Source organism: Pseudoalteromonas sp. NCCP-2140 (assembly GCF_023708065.1).
In the GTDB taxonomy this organism is placed as follows: Bacteria; Pseudomonadota; Gammaproteobacteria; order Enterobacterales; family Alteromonadaceae; genus Pseudoalteromonas.
Window position 1 is genome coordinate 60,457 of record NZ_BRCZ01000003.1, and the last position, 19,482, is coordinate 79,938.

At 43.0% G+C, this 19,482-nt stretch carries 15 protein-coding genes and 5 tRNA genes; all 20 read right to left on the reverse strand.

Translation table 11 applies throughout. The features are described 5' to 3' along the window. Positions 1-70: 70 nt before the first annotated feature. Positions 71-1,249, reverse strand: coding sequence for an exo-beta-N-acetylmuramidase NamZ domain-containing protein (locus NFU46_RS06920; RefSeq protein WP_251600831.1), 1,179 nt, complete (start codon positions 1,247-1,249; stop codon positions 71-73). Continuing rightward, positions 1,249-2,211 carry an N-acetylmuramic acid 6-phosphate etherase gene (gene murQ, locus NFU46_RS06925; RefSeq protein ID WP_405030614.1) on the reverse strand — a complete coding sequence of 321 codons (963 nt, stop codon included), beginning with the start codon at positions 2,209-2,211 and terminating at the stop codon, positions 1,249-1,251. The genes NFU46_RS06920 and murQ overlap by 1 nt, the downstream gene beginning before the upstream one ends. Then, complete coding sequence (locus tag NFU46_RS06930; protein ID WP_251600835.1) at positions 2,174-3,085, reverse strand: BadF/BadG/BcrA/BcrD ATPase family protein; 912 nt, start codon at positions 3,083-3,085, stop codon at positions 2,174-2,176. The genes murQ and NFU46_RS06930 overlap by 38 nt, the downstream gene beginning before the upstream one ends. Then, entirely contained in the window at positions 3,086-4,654 is a 1,569-nt protein-coding gene (locus NFU46_RS06935) for a sodium:solute symporter (protein WP_251600837.1), read from the reverse strand. 80 nt (positions 4,655-4,734) lie between these two features. Further along, positions 4,735-5,484 (reverse strand): L,D-transpeptidase, encoded by a 750-nt coding sequence (locus NFU46_RS06940; RefSeq protein WP_166338091.1) that lies wholly within the window; start codon positions 5,482-5,484, stop codon positions 4,735-4,737. Next, the gene (locus tag NFU46_RS06945) at positions 5,481-6,593 is read right to left on the reverse strand and encodes a dipeptide epimerase (RefSeq protein WP_251600840.1); all 1,113 of its coding nucleotides are present in this window, start codon (positions 6,591-6,593) and stop codon (positions 5,481-5,483) included. The genes NFU46_RS06940 and NFU46_RS06945 overlap by 4 nt, the downstream gene beginning before the upstream one ends. 8 nt (positions 6,594-6,601) lie before the next feature. Beyond that, complete coding sequence (locus NFU46_RS06950; protein WP_251600843.1) at positions 6,602-7,978, reverse strand: SH3 domain-containing protein; 1,377 nt, start codon at positions 7,976-7,978, stop codon at positions 6,602-6,604. A 28-nt stretch (positions 7,979-8,006) separates the two neighbouring features. Beyond that, on the reverse strand, positions 8,007-9,254 hold the full coding sequence (locus NFU46_RS06955) for a hypothetical protein (RefSeq protein ID WP_251600845.1): 1,248 nt from the start codon (positions 9,252-9,254) through the stop codon (positions 8,007-8,009). Positions 9,255-9,465: 211 nt separating this feature from the next. Continuing rightward, positions 9,466-10,338 (reverse strand): hypothetical protein, encoded by an 873-nt coding sequence (locus tag NFU46_RS06960; protein WP_251600848.1) that lies wholly within the window; start codon positions 10,336-10,338, stop codon positions 9,466-9,468. Then, positions 10,322-11,758, reverse strand: coding sequence for an alpha/beta fold hydrolase (locus tag NFU46_RS06965; protein WP_251600851.1), 1,437 nt, complete (start codon positions 11,756-11,758; stop codon positions 10,322-10,324). Before NFU46_RS06965 ends, NFU46_RS06960 begins: the two co-directional genes overlap by 17 nt. A 1,051-nt stretch (positions 11,759-12,809) precedes the next feature. Then, a tRNA-Arg gene (locus tag NFU46_RS06970) sits at positions 12,810-12,886 on the reverse strand. Positions 12,887-12,984: 98 nt separating this feature from the next. Next, a tRNA-Arg gene (locus NFU46_RS06975) sits at positions 12,985-13,061 on the reverse strand. Between the two features lie 61 nt (positions 13,062-13,122). Beyond that, positions 13,123-13,199 (reverse strand) — tRNA-Arg (locus NFU46_RS06980). Between the two features lie 168 nt (positions 13,200-13,367). Next, positions 13,368-13,444, reverse strand: a tRNA-Arg gene (locus NFU46_RS06985). 38 nt (positions 13,445-13,482) lie between these two features. Beyond that, positions 13,483-13,575 (reverse strand) — tRNA-Ser (locus tag NFU46_RS06990). 112 nt (positions 13,576-13,687) lie between these two features. Then, the gene (locus NFU46_RS06995; RefSeq protein WP_055020963.1) at positions 13,688-13,885 is read right to left on the reverse strand and encodes a hypothetical protein; all 198 of its coding nucleotides are present in this window, start codon (positions 13,883-13,885) and stop codon (positions 13,688-13,690) included. 252 nt (positions 13,886-14,137) lie between these two features. Continuing rightward, positions 14,138-15,673, reverse strand: a complete 1,536-nt coding sequence (lysS, locus tag NFU46_RS07000) for a lysine--tRNA ligase (RefSeq protein WP_054560811.1) — start codon at positions 15,671-15,673, stop codon at positions 14,138-14,140. Positions 15,674-15,699: 26 nt separating this feature from the next. After that, a protein-coding gene (gene prfB / locus NFU46_RS07005; protein WP_105181232.1) for a peptide chain release factor 2 occupies positions 15,700-16,798 on the reverse strand; the annotation gives its coding sequence in 2 pieces (ribosomal slippage) (positions 15,700-16,722 and positions 16,724-16,798; 1,098 coding nt in all). A 143-nt stretch (positions 16,799-16,941) separates the two neighbouring features. Then, positions 16,942-18,663 carry a single-stranded-DNA-specific exonuclease RecJ gene (gene recJ, locus NFU46_RS07010; protein WP_175082921.1) on the reverse strand — a complete coding sequence of 574 codons (1,722 nt, stop codon included), beginning with the start codon at positions 18,661-18,663 and terminating at the stop codon, positions 16,942-16,944. 77 nt (positions 18,664-18,740) lie between these two features. Further along, positions 18,741-19,475, reverse strand: coding sequence for a bifunctional protein-disulfide isomerase/oxidoreductase DsbC (gene dsbC / locus NFU46_RS07015; RefSeq protein ID WP_054560813.1), 735 nt, complete (start codon positions 19,473-19,475; stop codon positions 18,741-18,743). Between the last annotated feature and the right edge of the window lie 7 nt (positions 19,476-19,482).

Below are 19,482 nucleotides of genomic sequence, written 5' to 3' on the forward strand. Positions count from 1 at the left end.
TTTTTTATGGGTATAAAAAACGAGGCAAGCGCCTCGTTGTTATTTATCTAGTTAGCTAATTATCTAGTTATTATTGATACAGCAAATATGGGGAGCGCTTGTGTTTAAAAGCACTTAAGTCGGTTTGCCAGCTTTGCTTTATTTGCTGCTCAGTTTGGCCTGCTTCAATGGCTAAACGTAATTTATCAGTCCCTGCAAGTTTATCCATAAAATCAGCGCGTTCAAAAAACGTTTGATCATTCGCACTTAGCTTTTGATAAACCGAAATAAACAAGCTTAAATCTAGGCCATGAATATCAGCATCTCGTAAGTCTTGACCAAATACTTCAACCCCTTTGAATTTAGGGTGCATTGAAGCGCCTTTAATCGCCCTTGGCGTAAAGCTAAATTCACCGAGTTTAACTGGCGAGTAACCAACGACTTGAAACGGAAAATCAGTACCCCGGCCAATAGTCACAGGCGTAGCTTCAAAGAAACACAATGATGGATACAGCGCAATTGATTGGGCATTTGGTAAGTTAGGACTTGGCTTTATTGGTAGCTCATAAGCCATAGTGCGGTCATAATTCGCAACAGGCACTACACTTAGCTTAAGCTTATCAGCGTCATTTATCCAACCTTCGCCTTTGATCATCTGAGCAAGCTCAGCCACTGTCATACCGTGTAAAACAGGTATTTCGTGCATACCAACAAATGAGCGAAATTGTGGGTCAAGGATAGGCCCATCAACATAGGCAATATTCGGGTTTGGTCTATCGAGTACTACAACCTCTTTACCATTTTCAGCAGCGGCTTCCATCACGTAGTGCATTGAGCTGATATAAGTGTAAAAACGAACACCAACATCTTGAATATCAAAAATAATGACGTCTAAATCAGCAAGCATCTCAGGGCTTGGCTTTTTATTACTGCCATAAATCGACACAACATCGATACCTGTCTTAGCATCCACAGTGCTTTTAACGTGAGCTCCAGCATCATGATCGCCGCGAAAGCCATGCTCTGGGGCAAATATTTTGCTAACCACAACGCCTTTATCAAGTAATGCATCAACCAAATGTTGGCCATTAACAACTGATGTTTGATTAACTACCAAGCCAACACGTTTCCCAGTTAATGCAGGTACATAGGCTTGAAAATTGGCTGCACCCACCTGTAAAGGCTGTGCATTTTTAGGCGCTTGTGCAGGTGTTTCTTGGCAACCCAAAAGCGCAAAACAACTAACAAATAAAACAGCTAAAAAACGCATTATTCTTCAACCGCCTTACGTAAAAAGCCACCCGCTTTTGACAATAACTGTTTTGCTTCAGGAGCTGGTTTTCCGGTTAACACAATTAAAATAGCCAGTTTTGCGCTTTGCTCTGCTTGCTTTAATGCATCCACAGCTTGCTGCTGTGTACAATCTGTTGCTTGCATCACAATACGAATAGCACGAGCGTGCAGCTTTTCGTTACTGGCATTCACATCAACCATCAGGTTTTTATACACCTTACCTGTGCGGATCATGCTGGCTGTACTTAGCATATTCAACACCAGCTTCTGTGCAGTGCCCGATTTCATACGTGTAGAGCCAGTCACAGCTTCAGCACCCACCACTGGGCATATACCAATTTGTGGCAAACGCATCACTGCTGAATCAGGGTTACAAGTGACACCCACAGTGACACAACCAAGTGATTTAGCGTATTCAATTGCTGAGCAAACATACGGTGTACGACCACTGGCAGCAATGCCAACCACGACATCTTTACTAGTTAGATTGGCATTTTTTAAGTCTTCAATAGCAAACGTGGTGCTATCTTCAGCGCCTTCTACGGCTTTTTTAACCGCGGTGTCACCACCAGCAATAATACCGAGCACTTGTTGATCGCTTACGCTGTAAGTAGGCGCACATTCAACTGCATCCAAAATACCCAAACGACCACTGGTGCCAGCACCAATGTATATTAACCTGCCACCTTGTTGAAATGCTTCTACCACATGATCGACAGCTTCACTAATTTGTGGGATCACAAGTTTCACGGCACCCGCTACTTTGTGATCTTCATTATTGATTTTAGTGAGGATCTCAGTGGAGCTGAGCAGATCGATATCCAAAGTGTCAGGGTTTTGTCCTTCAGAGACAATACCGTTTAACTCTTCGAGTAACTCACGTTGTTGCTTAAAGACGTGCTCAGGGCTCATTGGGTTGTCCTTTTTCAATAATGTCATGGTAATGCTTTGCCGCTAAAATGGCGGCACCAGTTAATGAATCTCCCTTACAAGGAGATAATTCGTTTTGTAAGGCAAGTGGCAATAACGGTTGGCTGACTTTCGCCAAACCACCAATTAAAATCACCGGTAACGGCGAGTTACCTCGGCTTTTATTTATTAACCGAACCACCGATTGGGTGTGTTCCGTTAATACCGCTTTTGCCGCCTCACAGTCGTTTTGTAAGCTAAACACCAACGGGCTAAATGCTGCATAATCCGCGGGTTTTGCTTGTTTAAGCCAACTACTAATTGTTTGACGAGTGCATCCTAGCTGCTCACTCAAACGAATCGTTAATCGGCTTTTTGGTAAATCATAAATATCTATATCGTTTAATAGTTGCTGCACAGCCATCAGGCCGATACGTCCGCCACCACCAAAATCATCAACGGTAAAACCCCAGCCGCTCACCAACTTAGTTTGCTTTTGAGCATTTAATCGTGCCCCGACAGCACCGGTGCCAAGAGCAATAACCACACATGGGTTACCAAGATTAGCACCATATAATGACGTAATTGCATCGCTGGTAATTTGCAAACTGGCAAATTCAATTTCGTAAATCAGCTTGAGCATCACTGTTAATTGTTCAGCAAGACTCTGCGATGAGCCACCAGCAACACCCATAACGGTGACAATTTCACTTGGATCTGCGCCACTTTGCTGGCAAACATCACGGGTCACTTTAACAATATTTTCTAACGCTAAATCAAGGTCATTCGAAATTGATGCCGAACCCGCTTGGGCACGAAAAGTCGCGCCACTTGCCTGCTCTTTTAGCTCTGCTAACACTTTGGTGCCGCCACCATCGATGGCTAAAACATAGCGTACAGCCATTTACGCACTCTTCTCGTCTGCCGCTTTACCAAGGCTACACACCAATGTTGCGAGCAATGTACCTATGCATAGCTGCCAAGTAAATCCTAAGTAAAAGCGCATTGATTCGGGTAGTAACCAGTCAATCATGTACGGCTGCATTAATAAGGTCACCATAAAGCCCGCTATTAGCGCTGCTAACACTGAGCCTTCACTGCCTCGCTTGGTGAACAAGATAGTAAAATACACACCTAACAAACCGCTGTACGAGAACACCATTACACTTAGCGCAAATTTTAATAATGGCATATCACTGTATTGCTGCCAGAAATAACAAAGAATAGCCATCAGCGCTAAGGCAAGGCTAACCAGTGCCATCCCTACACGACCCGCTTTTACAAAGTGATGATCGCTTACTTGCTTGTTATGTTTTTCTAAATACGGGCGATAGATATCCTGTACGATGACTGAAGACATCGAACTAAGCCCAGAGTTCAAAGTAGAAATAGCCGCAGCAATAATACCCACGCTGACTAAACCTTTAACCCCGGCTGGTACTTCGTTTAATACGTAGTACATAAAGATAGTGATTTTTTCGCCATTAAATTCTTGTACGACCGTTTGCCCAGCTTCGTTATTCATTAGTGCAGGTTGCTGATAGACAATATAAAGCAGCAAACCAATAAAGATAAAAATAGCCATAACTGGGATCACCATCACTACCGATAGTAATAACGCTTTACTGCCTTCTTTTGGACTTTTACAGGTTAATAAGCGCTGCGTCATATCTTGGTCTAAACCAAATGCGGCGATGTTTAATAGCACAAAACCCGTTAACACAGAGGCCATGTTAAATACCCCTGACGGGCCAAAATCTAAATCAAATTTAAACAGCGCAAGTTTTGAGTCTGCACCAGGACTTGGCTCACTCAAAGTTGCAATTATGGTTGAGAAATCAGCCGGAATAACACTCAGCAAGCACCAAATAACCGCAATAGCCGCACTGACATAAACGATACTTTGCAGTACATCAGAATAAATAACGCTGCGAATGCCACCCAAAAAGGTATAAAGCAGACCCGCCAGCGCCAGCACTAAAGTCGCGATAACCACACTATCGGCATCGATATTGCCATATAGAATCATCGCCACAGCAATAGCGGCCATGTATAAACGAGCACCACTGGCAAACACACGACCAAATAAATACATCATGCCACTACGGCGCTTGGCCTGTGGCCCGATACGTTTTTCAAGCAGTTCATACACAGTGAACACTTTTTGCTGGTAGAACTTTGGAATTAAAAACGCCGACACCACAAATGCCGCAATAAACGCACCGATATTAGTCGCAAGGTAAGAAAAGTCACCTTGATAGCCTTGATCTGGCCCGCCAATAAACGTTGCCGCTGATTGCGAAGTCGCTAAAACAGAAATAGCCACCATCCAAGTTGGCATGCTATTTCCGCCTAGAAAAAAATCTTGGCTTGAGTTAGCGCGTTTGCGATTAAACCACCAGCCACTTAGCAATAAAATTGCACCGTAACTTGCGAATACTAGCCAATCGAGAAAAGCGTAATTTGCACTCATTTATTATCCTAACCCAAACCTTGATGGAATATATTATTCCACCATTATGACAAAATTAAAATACTTTTATTTTATTATTTTTATTTAGCTAAGTTAGGTAATTGCCACTGACTTTGCTTTTGTTGATATTGCGCTTTGGTCAAGCTGACTAATAGCGGCTTTTTACGCTCATCTAACCAAGCAAGTAACGCATCCATATCGCTTTCTGTCATCGCTGTACAACCTGCTGTTGGCTTACTTGGCGCCCGCCATAAATGCATAAAGATACAACTACCCGCACCATTGATATTGCTTGGATTATGCTTAACTACAATGCCTTTTTTATAAAGATTATCTTGGCTATAAATATCACGACGCATCCATTCTGAAGAGTCCTTTACGGCGTCTTCACCTACTTGTGCTTTATCAACCAACTGGTTGTAAAACGGTGAGCCTTTCACATCAATACAATAATCATTTGCTGTCATTGCTTGATAACTGAGGTTCGTTTGTAATGAATCTAAATAACCAAATGCAGTACCAAGCTCAAAAATACCCGCAGGTGCTTTACCATCGCCTTCTTGTTTTTGCTGACCAGGTTGTGCAGGATGCAGCCCCACTCCCCAAGCAAGACCAGTTCGACCTAGTACCACTGCGTGTTGCTGACCTTGTTGTTGCCAGCTGCCAGCGGTCTTTTCAAAGCGATAAAGAGTGGCATCAATGGCATCACTATCATTGGCCACCACCACCACGAGCTGTTGATGACTGTTATCAATAACAGGTTTAGGTAACTCTTTGCTGGCACAAGCCGATAAACTCATAACTGCAATAAGACTGACTAGTTTTTTCATGCTGGCCATACTCCGTTTGTAATTAGTTCAAGCCCCGTTATTGATTCAATGCCAAGACCTGGGGCATCCGATAAGCGTATTTGTGGGCCGTTAAATTCAACGCCCCCTTGCACAGGGTCATATTGACCAAGGGCTGGGCCATCTAAATCGATTTTACTGATTTGCTGCGCTTTGGCAGAGGCTAAATGTGCAGCACCAGCTACGGCAATACTGCCCTCTAGCATACAACCTATCATACACTCTGCTTGGTATTGGGCTGTGATATTAGCAATCTCAATTGCTCGGCTTAAGCCGCCCGTTTTCATTAATTTAATATTGATAATATCAACTGCGCCAAGCTCTAAAAGTTGGATCACTTGCTTCGGTGAAAAGGCGCTTTCATCAGCCATAATTGGGGTGTTCACTCGCTCAGTAATATATTTGAGACCTTGAATATCGCTGCTTTTTACTGGCTGCTCAACCAACTCTAATACCACGCCTGCTTGCTCAAGTTGCTGCAGTGCAAACACAGTTTGTTTTGCATTCCAGCCTTGGTTTACATCTAAACGCAGCTGCGCCTTAGCGGCAAAGCCTGCATGGATTGCTTTTACTCGTTCAATATCTTGATTAAGGTTATTGCCGATTTTTATTTTTAATACATCAAAACCTTGCTCAACCGCTCGCTGACAATCACTGAGCATTTTATCTATGTTATCGACACTAATGGTGATATCGGTTTTCAGCGCTGACTTACCACCGCCAAGTAACTTATATAAAGGCGCTTGATAGAGCTTGCCCCACAAGTCGTAAACCGCCAACTCTAACGCCGCTTTTGCACTACTGTTACCAACCACCGTTGATTGAATAATGTGGGTAAGCTGATTAATGTTTTCGATTTCTAGCCCCACTAATTTAGGGGCAATAAACTGCTGAATGACCGCGATCATTCCTTGATGGGTATCGCCTGTAATAACCGGTGTTGAAGCCGCAGAGCCATAGCCAATTTGGCCACATTCGGTGTCGATTAAAACCACTAAATCCTCAATAAAACTCACTTCTCTTAGTGCTGTTTTAAATGGGGTAACTAATGGCACTTTGAGCTTTGCAAAGCGAACAGCTTTAATTTTCATAATGGCCTCTAGCGAATACGCTTAATGTTATAAACACGATCTAAGTAGCTGGTTTCTTGAGATAATCTAAGTGGCAATAATGGTGTGACCGACACCCCATTCAAGGCACTATTATAAAAACTGCCATCGCCTTTGTTATAACCTAAGCCTTTAACGTCATGAATAACATAAGGCTCACCGTGATGCTCCCCTAGGTACATCATTACATGACCCGGAATATAAATTAGATCGCCAATCGCCATGTTTTTAACCTTTGGCAACTTAGCATTTGCCGCTGTATTTTTATCAAAGCGATTATTTTGCCCGTATTCACTACTGCCTTGCTGACCTGAATTACGCGGCATTAGTAGGCCAAAGCTCTTATAAATTTCACCAACAAAGCCAGTACAGTCGCGGCCATTATAATCATGGCCCCAACCATAGCGCTCGCCTAAAAACTTAAAGCCTTGTTTAATGAGATTCTGCTCGTTGTAGTCTAGGTAGCCTAAATTTACATCGGCAGTTTTACTGATCATCGCAGGTTTAATAACAAGTTGACCTTGCTCATCGCGGGTTGGTAACTGTACAACATGGCTAGCATAGCTATTTTGACCATTTAGCAAATACGGTACTTGCTCACTATCAACTAATGGTAAGCGCACTCCCATATCGAGCTGAACTTCTGAGAGGCCTTCATCATTTGGCACATAAGCAGTATTGACCTTTGCACCGGTTACCACCAAGAAGTCATCTTGTTCGCGATAGGCTTTTATTTTATCTGCATCAGCAAAGGCAAGATCCTCTGCAGGCGTCCACGCTAGGTAGTTGTAAGCACGAACTAATAACCATTTTTTATCTGCGCTTTGATGCAATACAGCAACCGCTTCGCCCGGAAACATACCGCTTTCTTGAAAGCGATCTAAGTCTTGATCAAGGCCGCTATTTAAAACCCGATCCCAAGTTGGAAAAGTACGTAATGCAGTGCGCTTAACGACTACAGCAAAACGTACCTCATTGTTATCTGCGACCTTGTTAAGGTTTAAGTTTTCCTGATATTTGGCAAAGTCTTTCGCGGTGAGTTGGCGGCCGTCGGTAAAAAAGCGCGGGCTTTTTGGAATTGAACTTGCCGAATGAATGGCGCTTGTTAACTCGTCTTTACTGAGCGATTTTTGAAATGACAGAGGATCAACAATGTATTTATTATCTTTTACTAGTTTCTCGTTGAAGGCCGCAATTTGCGCCTCTGTCATGATCACTTTTGCCGATGCACCTTGTGCTAGCCAGTAGCTGGGCGAAAGCTGTGACTGCGTGACCCCGATAACATCTGATTGCCAACCCTCAGCATGCATAGGTGCACTAAAAGCAACACCTAAAGTAATTGATAAAGCGATAATTGAACGACGCATAGCTGTACCTTAATTCTTATTGAACGCGTTAATCTAATAATTTTGTAAAAGCATGCTGCAACTTTTGCTGCATTTGCTTACCGACTATTGGCAAATTGGCTTCGTCGGCCCCCGAAGTTGACTGCTGTACACTAAACGTAAACTCACGGCCACCTTGGTAATTGCCTAAACACACATGTGCCAACATTACGGTTTCTGTGGTGGAGCGTGTTTCACTTGGCCCCCAACCAATTTTTTGCCAAACACGCCACTGCCCATTCGTTGCGCTATCGAGCACTTCTTTTGCTGAGCGACTATCATTGGGCGCAATAACATTTGCCAATGCATTTGTAACGATATGACTGATACCCACCATCATACCGCCTACAGGAGCATGTTCATCTGTATGACCTGTGCCGTTAAGTAGCACATCAACATCACTTGCTTGTAAATAAGGCATTTGCGTACTTGGTTCACGCTGGTGACTAATCAGACGTTTTAACCATTCCGCTTGAGCAAGTGTGGTCATTGCTTTGTTGCCCGTTAAACCACAGCTCTCACAACGATACCCTAAATAGCCAGGATCATCACTGCTTGCTTTGTATCGAGCAATCTTTGCATCAAGCTCATTATTGGCAGGGTTATGCCAGTATTCGTCTGATGGCATAAACTGCTCTGAGCCATATGCGCCGTTAAATAACAAACGCTCATCCTCTAGTTTTAGCCAGCCGTCATTAAAAAGCCCATGTAAATATTCGCGCCCTGCCACATTGACAAAATAACTAGCTATCGCATTTGAGTTACCATCGGCTTTGCCAAATGCTTCGTAACTATTAATACTGCTGATCAAATCAGCCAGTGCAGTATCGCCGGCAAAAGAAGCTGCACCAAGCTCTGGGTGGGATTGCCTTACTTTTGACAGCGCACCGCTAAACGCTTGAATTTTTGATGAGCTCCAAGGTTCATACAACTCATTATGGCTGCCGTCACTTAAATACCGGTAAGCTAATTGCCCTGCTTGAACTTGATAATCAATTAGGAGTAGCTTGCCCGGTTGCTCTGGGGCTAAAAAATACTGCCAATCGGCCGCAACTCTGTTTTGCCAACCCGCCTGCTGGTAATTAACCTCAGCCGCTGATTTATAACCTTGCAGGTTGCTTTCATTTTCGAGTGATAAACAGCCGCTATTAGATAAGTCTTTTGGCAAAATAGCGGGTGCTAACATTGCTTGCTCAAAGTATTGTTGGTCGGTTAATGGGGCTTTTTCTGTGTTCGCTTCACAACCAGTCAAAAGCATCAAGCCGCAACTTATAGCCAGCCGTTTTTGATATGCACCTTTCGCATACATAAAATAAAATTCCCACTTGTTATTATTTTTGGAATATTTTATTAAATCTAACACAAATTGACCATGAAGCAAATTAACTCGGTTTTATTGCGTAAAGGATTTGAAACAGTGAGGATTTAGGTGAAGTTGAGTGTGAAACTACACTCAACTTCTTAAGAGATTAAAGAACTTGCTCAGTGTATTTTTGTAAGTCAGTGATCAAATCACGATATAGCGTTGAGCTTTTATCCTTAATACGGTCGAGAAAGAAATCGTCAGCAATATGGGTGATTTTTTGACGCTTCTTTTTATCGCTTAATTTGCTTTGCACAACATCCATCAGTTCGGCTATTTTCTCACGTTCATAGCCGTTTAAAGAGGGATCTGTGCTGATATCTTTTAGCATGATTAATGAGTCTATTGTTGAGCCATTTAGGGTTACCGTTAACGCTTTTGCTAAGCTTGGTAACCAGGGTTTTTCAATCTGCTCACCAATCACATAAAACATGTTTTGTGCTGTCGCTAGGTCACCATCACGTACTGCAACACTGCCAATAATGAGATAAGAAATAAGCTGCTCTTTTGGATAGCTCTGGCTCACTGTCGCAAACAAAGGATCGGTGCGAATGAAGTCAGCTTTTTGTTTAGCCATTTTACGCCAGCCTTTGTTATAAAAAGCCAAAGACTGAGCACTGTATGCTAAATATTTACCCGGCATATCAGTCGCTTTAGCAAGCGCTAAGTCGCTTTCAGCAATTGCAAAATCTTTACTTACACCAAGGCTCAAAATGTAGCTCATCATGGCATGAGTCAGTGTTGGCTCAATTGCACCTATTTGCTCTAACTGTTCTTTTTGCAGTTTGTTATAACTATAAGCAATGGTATCGACACTGGTATTCGACACTCCCCTGTACGTTTCATAACTAAAACTATCTTGTAGATCAGCATATTGTTGTTGCTCAGTCTTTGTTGATTTGCAACCACTTAGTAAAGCGACACAAAACAGCGAGCACGCTGCTAATTTAACAAAAGGGATGCTATTTAAAGCGGTCATCAATAATTCCTTTTTCTACTTCTATGGCATCATGTGCCAAACCTTGGTATATCGGGCTATGGATTCTACTTAACGAGAATATAATATTACTGTCATCGACAACGCTTATTGCATGCTCTGATGCATTGATTTGCACACCAGCACCATCAAATCGGCTTTCATTCAGTTTTACACCTTGTTGTGCCGTAATAGTGACATTGGTTAGTTCAACCACAGAACGCTTAATATTTAAAGCGAGTTTAGCCCCTGATAAGCTTACATTTTCTAATCTCACTAAAGAATCTTTAATACGGATAGATTCAGCAACCACATTTTTAAGTAACACATTATTACAGTCTTCAATAATCATATGACGGTAATGGCCTGAAAACTCGCGACTGTGCTGATCTTCACAATGAAATGTCTCGATTTGTTTATCTGAAACTTCTGCACTGGCTGGTTTTTTAACTTCCCCAGTTAATGCTCGATTTAATAAAGCTAAAAACTGGCTGGGTTGTTGCTTCATTGGCACATGGCCCACATCAGGCAAAGTAGCTAAATCACTATTGATTAGCTGGCTGTTCAATACTTTTGCAGTTCGTAATGGAGCTACAGCATCTTCTTCACCCCAAATAATATGTGTTTCTATTTTCAGATTGCTGACAATCTCGCTAAAGTCTTCTTCAACTAAACTCAGCGCTGCATTCATATTTGGTGTTTCACCCATTACTAGCTTCCACGCACCATCACTACGCTGCAATAACTCTGTCAGGTATGAATCAATCGCCCCTTCTTCAATGAGTCCGGTTGTAAAATCATTGAGCTGAGCTAACTTAGTTGAGAGAAATTTAGGTATCTTAGTATTAGGCTTAGGTACGTTGGAGATAGGCTTTATAAATGCCACTTTATGTAAGATACCCGCTGCGTCGACTAGCACCAGTTTATTGAGTTTCTCCGGGTATTTGCCAGCAAAATACAGGCTGACCGCTCCCCCCATCGAATGACCCACAACCGTGGTTGGTTCAGCAATATAGAGATCGACCACTTCCGCCAGTACAGCAGCATAATTGCGAGGAGAGTAACGCCCCTCGGGGCTTTCTGAGTGAGCAAAACCAGGTAAATCAATCGCAATAACATGATAATGCTTAGTGAGTTCAGGAATAACCCCAAACCAATCTTGCATACCTAATACGCCTAAACCATGCACAAGCAGCAAAGGCGGCGACTTTTTATCACCGGCTTCTAAGACCAAAATTGATGAATTAAATACGGACTCTTGGTAAGTACTAAACAACCAATCTGCTTTAATAGGAGATTCAAATTTGAGTGCTTGGATTTGTTGTTGGTTTAATGGTGTTGATTGCGATACAACTGGCTCGCTTTGCGCAGCAAACGAACCAAGCAAAATGCAATAAAAAAAGAATAAATGAAATAGACGCAAGGGATATTGGTTTAATTATTATTATATTAGCGAGATTGTACCCTTTGTCGGTTAAATGTAAATAATGCATGAGCATGAACCTAACATTGAGAAATGCTTATTCTGGGATAGATAGCAAGATGTGGGAGGTGTAGATCATCATTCATGGCGACTAAATCTTGATACGCGCGAAACAAGTTTCACGCCTACGGGGTGCATTTTTTGTATTTTGAGTTGGGTTTTAATTTGTGGTGTGGAAGTGAGGTGTTCGCGACTGAAGTCGCTCCTACCCTGTAGGTCGTCATTTATGGCGACATCATCGTGATACGCGCGAAACAAGTTTCACGCCTACGGGATGCATTTTTTGTATTTTGAGTTGGGGTTTTAATTTGTGGTGTGGAAGTGAGGTGTTCGCGACTGAAGTCGCTCCTACCCTGTAGGTCGTCATTTATGGCGACATCATCGTGATACGCGCGAAACAAGTTTCACGCCTACGGGGTGCATTTTTGCATTTTGAGTTGGGGTTTAATTTGGGGTGTGGAAGTGAGGTGTTCGCGACTGAAGTCGCTGCCCCCCTGTAGGTTGTCATCACTTATGGCGACATCATCGTGATGCGCGCGAAACAAGTTTCACGCCTACGGGGTGCATTTTTGCATTTTGAGTTGGGGTTTAATTTGGGGTGTGGAAGCGTGATGCTCGCGACTGAAGTCGCTCCTACCCTGTAGGTCGTCATTTATGGCGACATCATCGTGATACGCGCGAAACAAGTTTCACGCCTACGGGATGCACTTTTTGTATTTTGAGTTGGGGGTTTTATTTGTGGAGTGGAAGTGAGGTGTTCGCGACTGAAGTCGCTGCCCCCCTGTAGGTTGTCATTTATGGCGACATCATCGTGATACGCGCGAAACAAGTTTCACGCCTACGGGATGCATTTTTTGTATTTTGAGTTGGGGTTTAATTTGGGGTGTGGAAGCGTGATGCTCGCGACTGAAGTCGCTCCTACGCGGATTGCAGGCACAAAAAAACCGACTTTCGTCGGTTTATGACACTTTAACTCTAATTGAGAGAAAAGTGGCGGACGCGGGAGGATTCGAACCTCCGACCGCCTGGTTCGTAGCCAGGTACTCTATCCAGCTGAGCTACGCGTCCGCAGTGTGATGATGCATGTTTAAGTCTTGCATTGACTGTATCTTAAAGACACAAAAAAACCGACAGCTTGTCGGCTTATGTCACTTTCTAAGAGAAAGTGGCGGACGCGGGAGGATTCGAACCTCCGACCGCCTGGTTCGTAGCCAGGTACTCTATCCAGCTGAGCTACGCGTCCGCAATTGCATTTTATAATCTTGCAATGATTTTATCTTTATACTCGATGTGAGTTTCAAATATGGCGGACGCGGGAGGATTCGAACCTCCGACCGCCTGGTTCGTAGCCAGGTACTCTATCCAGCTGAGCTACGCGTCCACACGCACATTTGAACATTGCTAATTTATTCTCTTAGCAAGAGACTCAAGTTTATACTCGATGCAGAGTCAAAGTAAAAAGTGGCGGTTGCGGGACGTCTCTTGAAAGAGTGAACCTCCGACCAAATTTACTAACATCTTATACTCGATGCAGAGTTAAAGTAAAAAGTGGCGGACGCGGGAGGATTCGAACCTCCGACCGCCTGGTTCGTAGCCAGGTACTCTATCCAGCTGAGCTACGCGTCCACACATATTACTTTCAAGACATGCCATTTTAGGAAAAATGGTGGAGAAGGAGGGATTCGAACCCTCGATAGAGCTACAAACCCTATACTCCCTTAGCAGGGGAGCGCCTTCGGCCACTCGGCCACCTCTCCGTCTTGTGGGGCGTATAATAAAGATTTCAGGAAATATGTCAAACACTTTTCAAGGAAAATCGCATAGATGGTTATAGATTGTCCATAACGAGCCTAAACAGCTTGTTTTTGTTTATCCTTTCGCCGTTTTTTCTTTATCACTCAACGGTTCAAGACCCGTCAATGGGATCAATTCATCAGTTAACTCTGCGAGGTATTGATCTTGATAACCCAATTGTTGAAATTCGGCTATGCAAGCACGATAAAAATCTTCACGTTGATGCTCGCTTTTGTTCGTATCTGTAGGCAACGGCGAAGGCTTTTTAGTCATTAGAATTAAGTCCGTTTATGCGTTGAACAAGTATGGTGCAATGATGTCATACCTTGACTAAAAATAATACTATCGTTCTTTCGGATTGTATAAAAATTTTACAATCTGGTAACTTTGTTGGAAAGCTAGTTCAGTATTTCTTTTTATATCAGCTAATTACAATTGAGTGGTGAAATTGAGAGCAATGAAAATCAGAAATTTCTGATAACAAAAACGCCGCTAAAAAGCGGCGTTTTCAAGACTTTTAGCTGATTAATCAGCTTGAGGACGCATGTGTGGGAATAGGATCACGTCTTTAATTGTTGGTGAGTCAGTGAATAACATCACTAGACGATCGATACCAATACCCTCACCCGCTGTTGGTGGTAAGCCGTATTCTAATGCACGGATATAGTCATCATCGTAGTGCATCGCTTCATCATCACCAGCGTCTTTCTCTTCAACTTGACGAGTAAAGCGCTCTGCTTGGTCTTGTGCATCGTTAAGCTCAGAGAAGCCATTTGCTAGTTCACGGCCGCCAACGAAGAATTCGAAGCGGTCAGTTACAAATGGGTTTTCATCATTACGACGTGCAAGTGGAGATACTTCCCACGGGTAAGCGGTGATGAAAGTCGGTTGAATTAGCTTATGCTCAGCTGTCTCTTCGAAGATTTCACATAAGAATTTACCCGGGCCCCATACGCAGTTTTCTGGGATCTTAACGTGTACTTGCTTCGCGTACGCTTTAAGTTCTTCAAAATGGTTTTCAGGGTCATTAAATACCGCAGCATCAAAGTCTGGGTTGTACTTAAGGATAGCTTCGCTCATTGTTAAGCGAGTAAACGGTTGTCCAAAGTCGTACTCTACTGAATCAACCACTTCACCATTTTCATCTTTCGTTGTGTTTACAACAATTGGTGAACCAAGTACGTCTGTCGCAACAGTACGTAACATGTCTTCAGTAATGTTCATTAGGTCAATGTAATCAGCGTATGCTTGGTAGAATTCGATCATTGTGAATTCTGGGTTATGACGCGTTGATAAACCTTCGTTACGGAAGTTACGGTTAATTTCGAATACACGCTCAAAGCCACCCACAACTAAACGTTTTAAGTAAAGTTCAGGGGCAATACGTAAGTACATGTCGATATCAAGTGCATTGTGGTGTGTTACGAATGGACGAGCAGACGCACCACCTGGGATCACTTGTAGCATCGGCGTTTCAACTTCCATGAAGTCACGATCTGCTAAGAAACGACGGATACCTTCAACAACTTTTGAGCGAATACGGAAAGTTTCACGTGTCGCTTCATTAGTAATTAAATCAACATAACGTTGACGATATTTAGTTTCTTGATCAGATAAACCATGGAATTTTTCTGGTAACGGGCGTAATGACTTTGTCAGTAACTCGTACTCTGTCATTTCTACGTATAGGTCACCTTTACCTGACTTATTAAGTGCGCCTTTAACACCGATGATGTCACCGATATCAAGTTGACCGTATTTTGCTTTTAATTCTTTTTGTACGTCTTTTGATGCGTACGCTTGAATTTGGCCTTTCATGTCTTGTAACGCAAGGAAAGGACCACGTTTAGCAAGGATACGACCTGCTACTGATACAACGTGCTGCTCAGCAACTAATTCTTCTTTCGATTTATCACCAAACTCAGCTTGCAAATCAGCCGTGTAATGTTCACGACGGAATTGGTTTGGATGACCGTTGGCTGGGCAATTTTCGCGGATTGCGTCTAATTTGCCACGACGCTCAGCGATTAACTTATTTTCGTCTTGGATTTGATCAGTCATTTTTTAGCTCTTTTTTAGCTTGGTGGTTATAGGCCAGATTTAAGGCTGGCTTCAATAAATTTATCTAAGTCGCCGTCAAGAACCGCTTGTGTATTACGGTTTTCAACGCCAGTACGTAAGTCTTTAATGCGCGAGTCATCAAGTACGTATGAACGAATTTGACTACCCCAGCCAATATCAGATTTAGCATCTTCTTGGCTTTGTTTCTCAGCATTTTGCTTTTGAATTTCAAGCTCAAACAATTTCGCTTTTAACTGCTTCATTGCTTGGTCTTTATTCTTGTGCTGTGAACGCTCATTTTGGCACTGTACAACAGTGTTAGTTGGTATGTGAGTAATACGAACCGCAGATTCTGTTGTATTTACGTGCTGACCACCGGCGCCTGATGCGCGGTAAACGTCAATACGTAAGTCTGCCGGATTAATATCAATTTCAATATTATCGTCGATTTCTGGGTAAACGAATGCCGATGCAAATGAGGTATGACGACGACCACTTGAGTCGAACGGGCTCTTACGCACTAAACGGTGAACACCTGTTTCTGTACGTAACCAACCGTATGCATATTCGCCAACAAAGCGCACTGTTGCACCTTTGATACCAGCCACATCACCATCAGTTGCTTCAACCAGTTCAACTTTAAAGCCTTTTGCTTCACCCCAACGTAAATACATACGCAGTAGCATGTTGCACCAGTCTTGGGCTTCGGTACCGCCTGAACCTGATTGTAAATCAAGGTAAGCATCGTTTTGGTCATGGTCGCCTGAGAACATACGACGGAACTCTAGCTTTTCAAGCTGTGCGTTTAAATCGCCTAATTCAGCTTCGGCTTCTGCGAAGGTTTCTTCATCTTCTGCTTCAACAGCAAGCTCGACTAAACCTTCAACATCTTCGGTACCTGACACTAGATTATCAATGGTCTCAACGATAGCTTCGAGTGCCGACTTTTCACGGCCAAGTGCTTGAGCTCGCTCTGGCTCATTCCACACTGCTGAATCTTCAAGTTCTGCGTTAACTTCTTCTAACCGCTCTTTCTTAAGAGGGTAGTCAAAGGTACCCCCGAAGCAGTTCAGTACGTTCGCGAATTTCCTTGATTTGGTTAATCACAGGATTCACTTCAAACATGTACATTACTCCAAAATGGCTGATTTACCGCGCACCGATATCGACAATAAATACGGTAAATTATCTACAAATATTAAAAACGCCCGATTTTAACAAAAAACCGAGCGTTTTATTAGCCTTTTATGTCGATTATAACGATATTTTTATGTCGCTTTTTGTAGCTCTCGAATAATCAACTGTAACGAGAATTTACCACGGAATTCATTTATATCGAGTTGATAAGCAGCTTTCACATAACGCACTTCGGTATCTGGCCATGCACGCACATCAACACCAAATGCAATACCGTCAACTAATCGTCCAGATTGATGTTTTAAAACCAGTTTTAAGTGTTTTTCACCAACAATGCGCTGCTGTATTACCTCAAAAACATGCTCAAACACTGGCTCTGGAAATTGCTGCCCCCAGGGGCCGGCATTTTTTAGTAAGTTGGCAAACTCCATCGAAAAGCACTCATTAGGTAATTCACCGTCGGTAAGTAAAATACTTTGCTTATGCTCTTCAGTGAGTGTGTCTGTCACCATTTGCTCAAACACGGTTTTAAATTCAGTAAAACATTGCTCATTGATACTCAGCCCGGCCGCCATAGCATGACCACCAAATTTACTGATCAAGTGCGGATAGAGCGTATTTACTCGCTCTAGTAAGTCACGCATATGCAGCCCTTCAATGGAGCGGCAAGAGCCTTTTATTTCGCCGTTATCGCCCGCTGCGAAAATAATCGTCGGGCGGTGATACTTTTCTTTTAAGCGACCAGCCAAAATACCAATCACACCTTGGTGCCAATCAGCTTGGTATAAACAAATGGCATCAGGCACTGACTCAGTTTTAAATGCTAAACGGTCAAGCACCGCCTGTGCTTCAGTTTGCATGCCCTGCTCTATTTCACGGCGCTCATGATTGAGGCTGTCGAGCTCACCGGCAATTCGGCGTGCTTGGTTTATATCGCTTGATAACAAACAGGCTATACCTAAACTCATATCATCTAAACGCCCTGCTGCATTTAAGCGTGGCGCCAATGAAAAGCCAAAGTCACTGGCACTTAAACGGGCTGCATTGCGATTTGCCACTTCGATAAGGGCACTAATACCTGGGCGTGTTTTACCACTGCGAATACGTGCTAAACCTTGATGAACTAAGGTACGGTTATTGGCATCAAGAGCGACCACATCGGCAACGGTACCAAGGGCTACAATATCAAGTAACTCAGCCAAATTTGGCATTGGCTGATGCTGAAAATACCCTTGTTCACGTAAGTGGCTACGTAAAGCAATGAGCAGATAAAAAGCTACCCCAACCCCTGCTATTGATTTCGATGGAAACTGACAGTCATGACGATTTGGGTTCACGATGGCATCAGCATCTGGCAGGGCTTCACCTTGTAAATGATGGTCAGTTACCAGCACCTTAATACCTGCTTGCTTAACAATTGCAATGCCATCTATACATGAAATACCGTTATCAACAGTGATCACCAGCTCGGGTTGCATAGTCACTATTTGCTCAGCAAGCGCAGGACTTAAGCCATAACCTAGGCTGAATCTGTCAGGTACCAAGTAATCAAGGTTCTTTAAGCCAAACATAGCAAGACCTTGCATTAAGGTTGCTGTGCTGGTTGCGCCATCGGCATCAAAGTCACCGACGATTAACACGCGACTTTGAGCCGCGAGGGCTTGTTGCAATAGCACCACAGCTTTGTCGATATCTTTAAACAACTTAAAGTCATGTAATGTCGCAGCGCTATTATCGAGTTCGGTGGCACTTTGCACCTGTCGAGTCGCATATATTTGCTTAATTACAGGGTGTAAATGGTGTGGTAGATGCGAATCATCAACATGAGGACGAGCTTGAATTATTTTTTCCATGTCGGAAATGGTACTTCTTTGCTTAATACAAATAAAAAAGGCCTACGACAAATAGGCCTTTTCGTTTAAAAAATCAATTATGAAGATGTTTTTGGTAAGGCATCAAGCGCTTGGCTGATCTGCGCAGCTGATTGATAACCTGGGATCATGGTGCCATCTTCTAAAATAATTGCTGGAGTACCCGACATACCAAAGCTTTGACCTAGTTGGTAATGCTCAGCAATTGGTGCGTTACAACCTGGCACGTCTGCGACTTCTGCACCCGCTTTTGCTTCAGTTAACGCTTCAGCAGGGTCTTTAGCACACCATACATTCATTAAATCTTGGTAACCTTTACCACGTAAACCACCACGTGGGAAAGCAAGGTATTTAACGGTGATACCCGCATCTAAGAAATCATCAAGTTCACGGTGTAACTTACGGCAGTAACCACAGGTAATATCGGTAAAGACTGTGATTGAATGCTTTTCGTTTTTCGCTTTGTAAACGATCATTGAGTCTTCGTACTCAGCAATGCCTTCTTTACGTACATCGCTCAGTGCATGCTCTGTTAGATTAACTCGGTTATTAAGGTCAATCAGTGTTCCTTGCATTAAAAATTGACCGTCAGGGCTTGCGTACAGTACACCCTTATCAGTAATTAGTTCTTTAAGGCCTGCCACTGGGCTTGGGTTGATTTGCTTAACGGTTACGCCTAACTCAGCAAACTTAGCAATAATAGGGGCATCAGCAGCATCTGTTGTTGATACGCCATTGGCAAACACATTTAAGCTTGTGCCTAGTAGTGCTGTGGCTAAAACTAACTTTTTCATAAATATC

Excerpts from the sequence above, each read along its gene's own strand:
- NFU46_RS06935 (WP_251600837.1), bottom strand. The coding sequence starts at position 4,654 with ATGAGTGCAAATTACGCTTTTCTCGATTGGCTAGTATTCGCAAGTTAC.
- NFU46_RS06945 (WP_251600840.1), bottom strand. The coding sequence starts at position 6,593 with ATGAAAATTAAAGCTGTTCGCTTTGCAAAGCTCAAAGTGCCATTAGTT.
- lysS (WP_054560811.1), bottom strand. The coding sequence starts at position 15,673 with ATGACTGATCAAATCCAAGACGAAAATAAGTTAATCGCTGAGCGTCGT.
- NFU46_RS06940 (WP_166338091.1), bottom strand. The coding sequence starts at position 5,484 with ATGAAAAAACTAGTCAGTCTTATTGCAGTTATGAGTTTATCGGCTTGT.
- NFU46_RS06995 (WP_055020963.1), bottom strand. The coding sequence starts at position 13,885 with ATGACTAAAAAGCCTTCGCCGTTGCCTACAGATACGAACAAAAGCGAG.
- NFU46_RS06920 (WP_251600831.1), bottom strand. The coding sequence starts at position 1,249 with ATGCGTTTTTTAGCTGTTTTATTTGTTAGTTGTTTTGCGCTTTTGGGT.
- NFU46_RS06960 (WP_251600848.1), bottom strand. The coding sequence starts at position 10,338 with ATGACCGCTTTAAATAGCATCCCTTTTGTTAAATTAGCAGCGTGCTCG.
- murQ (WP_405030614.1), bottom strand. The coding sequence starts at position 2,211 with ATGACATTATTGAAAAAGGACAACCCAATGAGCCCTGAGCACGTCTTT.
- NFU46_RS06950 (WP_251600843.1), bottom strand. The coding sequence starts at position 7,978 with ATGCGTCGTTCAATTATCGCTTTATCAATTACTTTAGGTGTTGCTTTT.
- recJ (WP_175082921.1), bottom strand. The coding sequence starts at position 18,663 with ATGGAAAAAATAATTCAAGCTCGTCCTCATGTTGATGATTCGCATCTA.
- NFU46_RS06955 (WP_251600845.1), bottom strand. The coding sequence starts at position 9,254 with ATGCTTTTGACTGGTTGTGAAGCGAACACAGAAAAAGCCCCATTAACC.
- NFU46_RS06930 (WP_251600835.1), bottom strand. The coding sequence starts at position 3,085 with ATGGCTGTACGCTATGTTTTAGCCATCGATGGTGGCGGCACCAAAGTG.
- dsbC (WP_054560813.1), bottom strand. The coding sequence starts at position 19,475 with ATGAAAAAGTTAGTTTTAGCCACAGCACTACTAGGCACAAGCTTAAAT.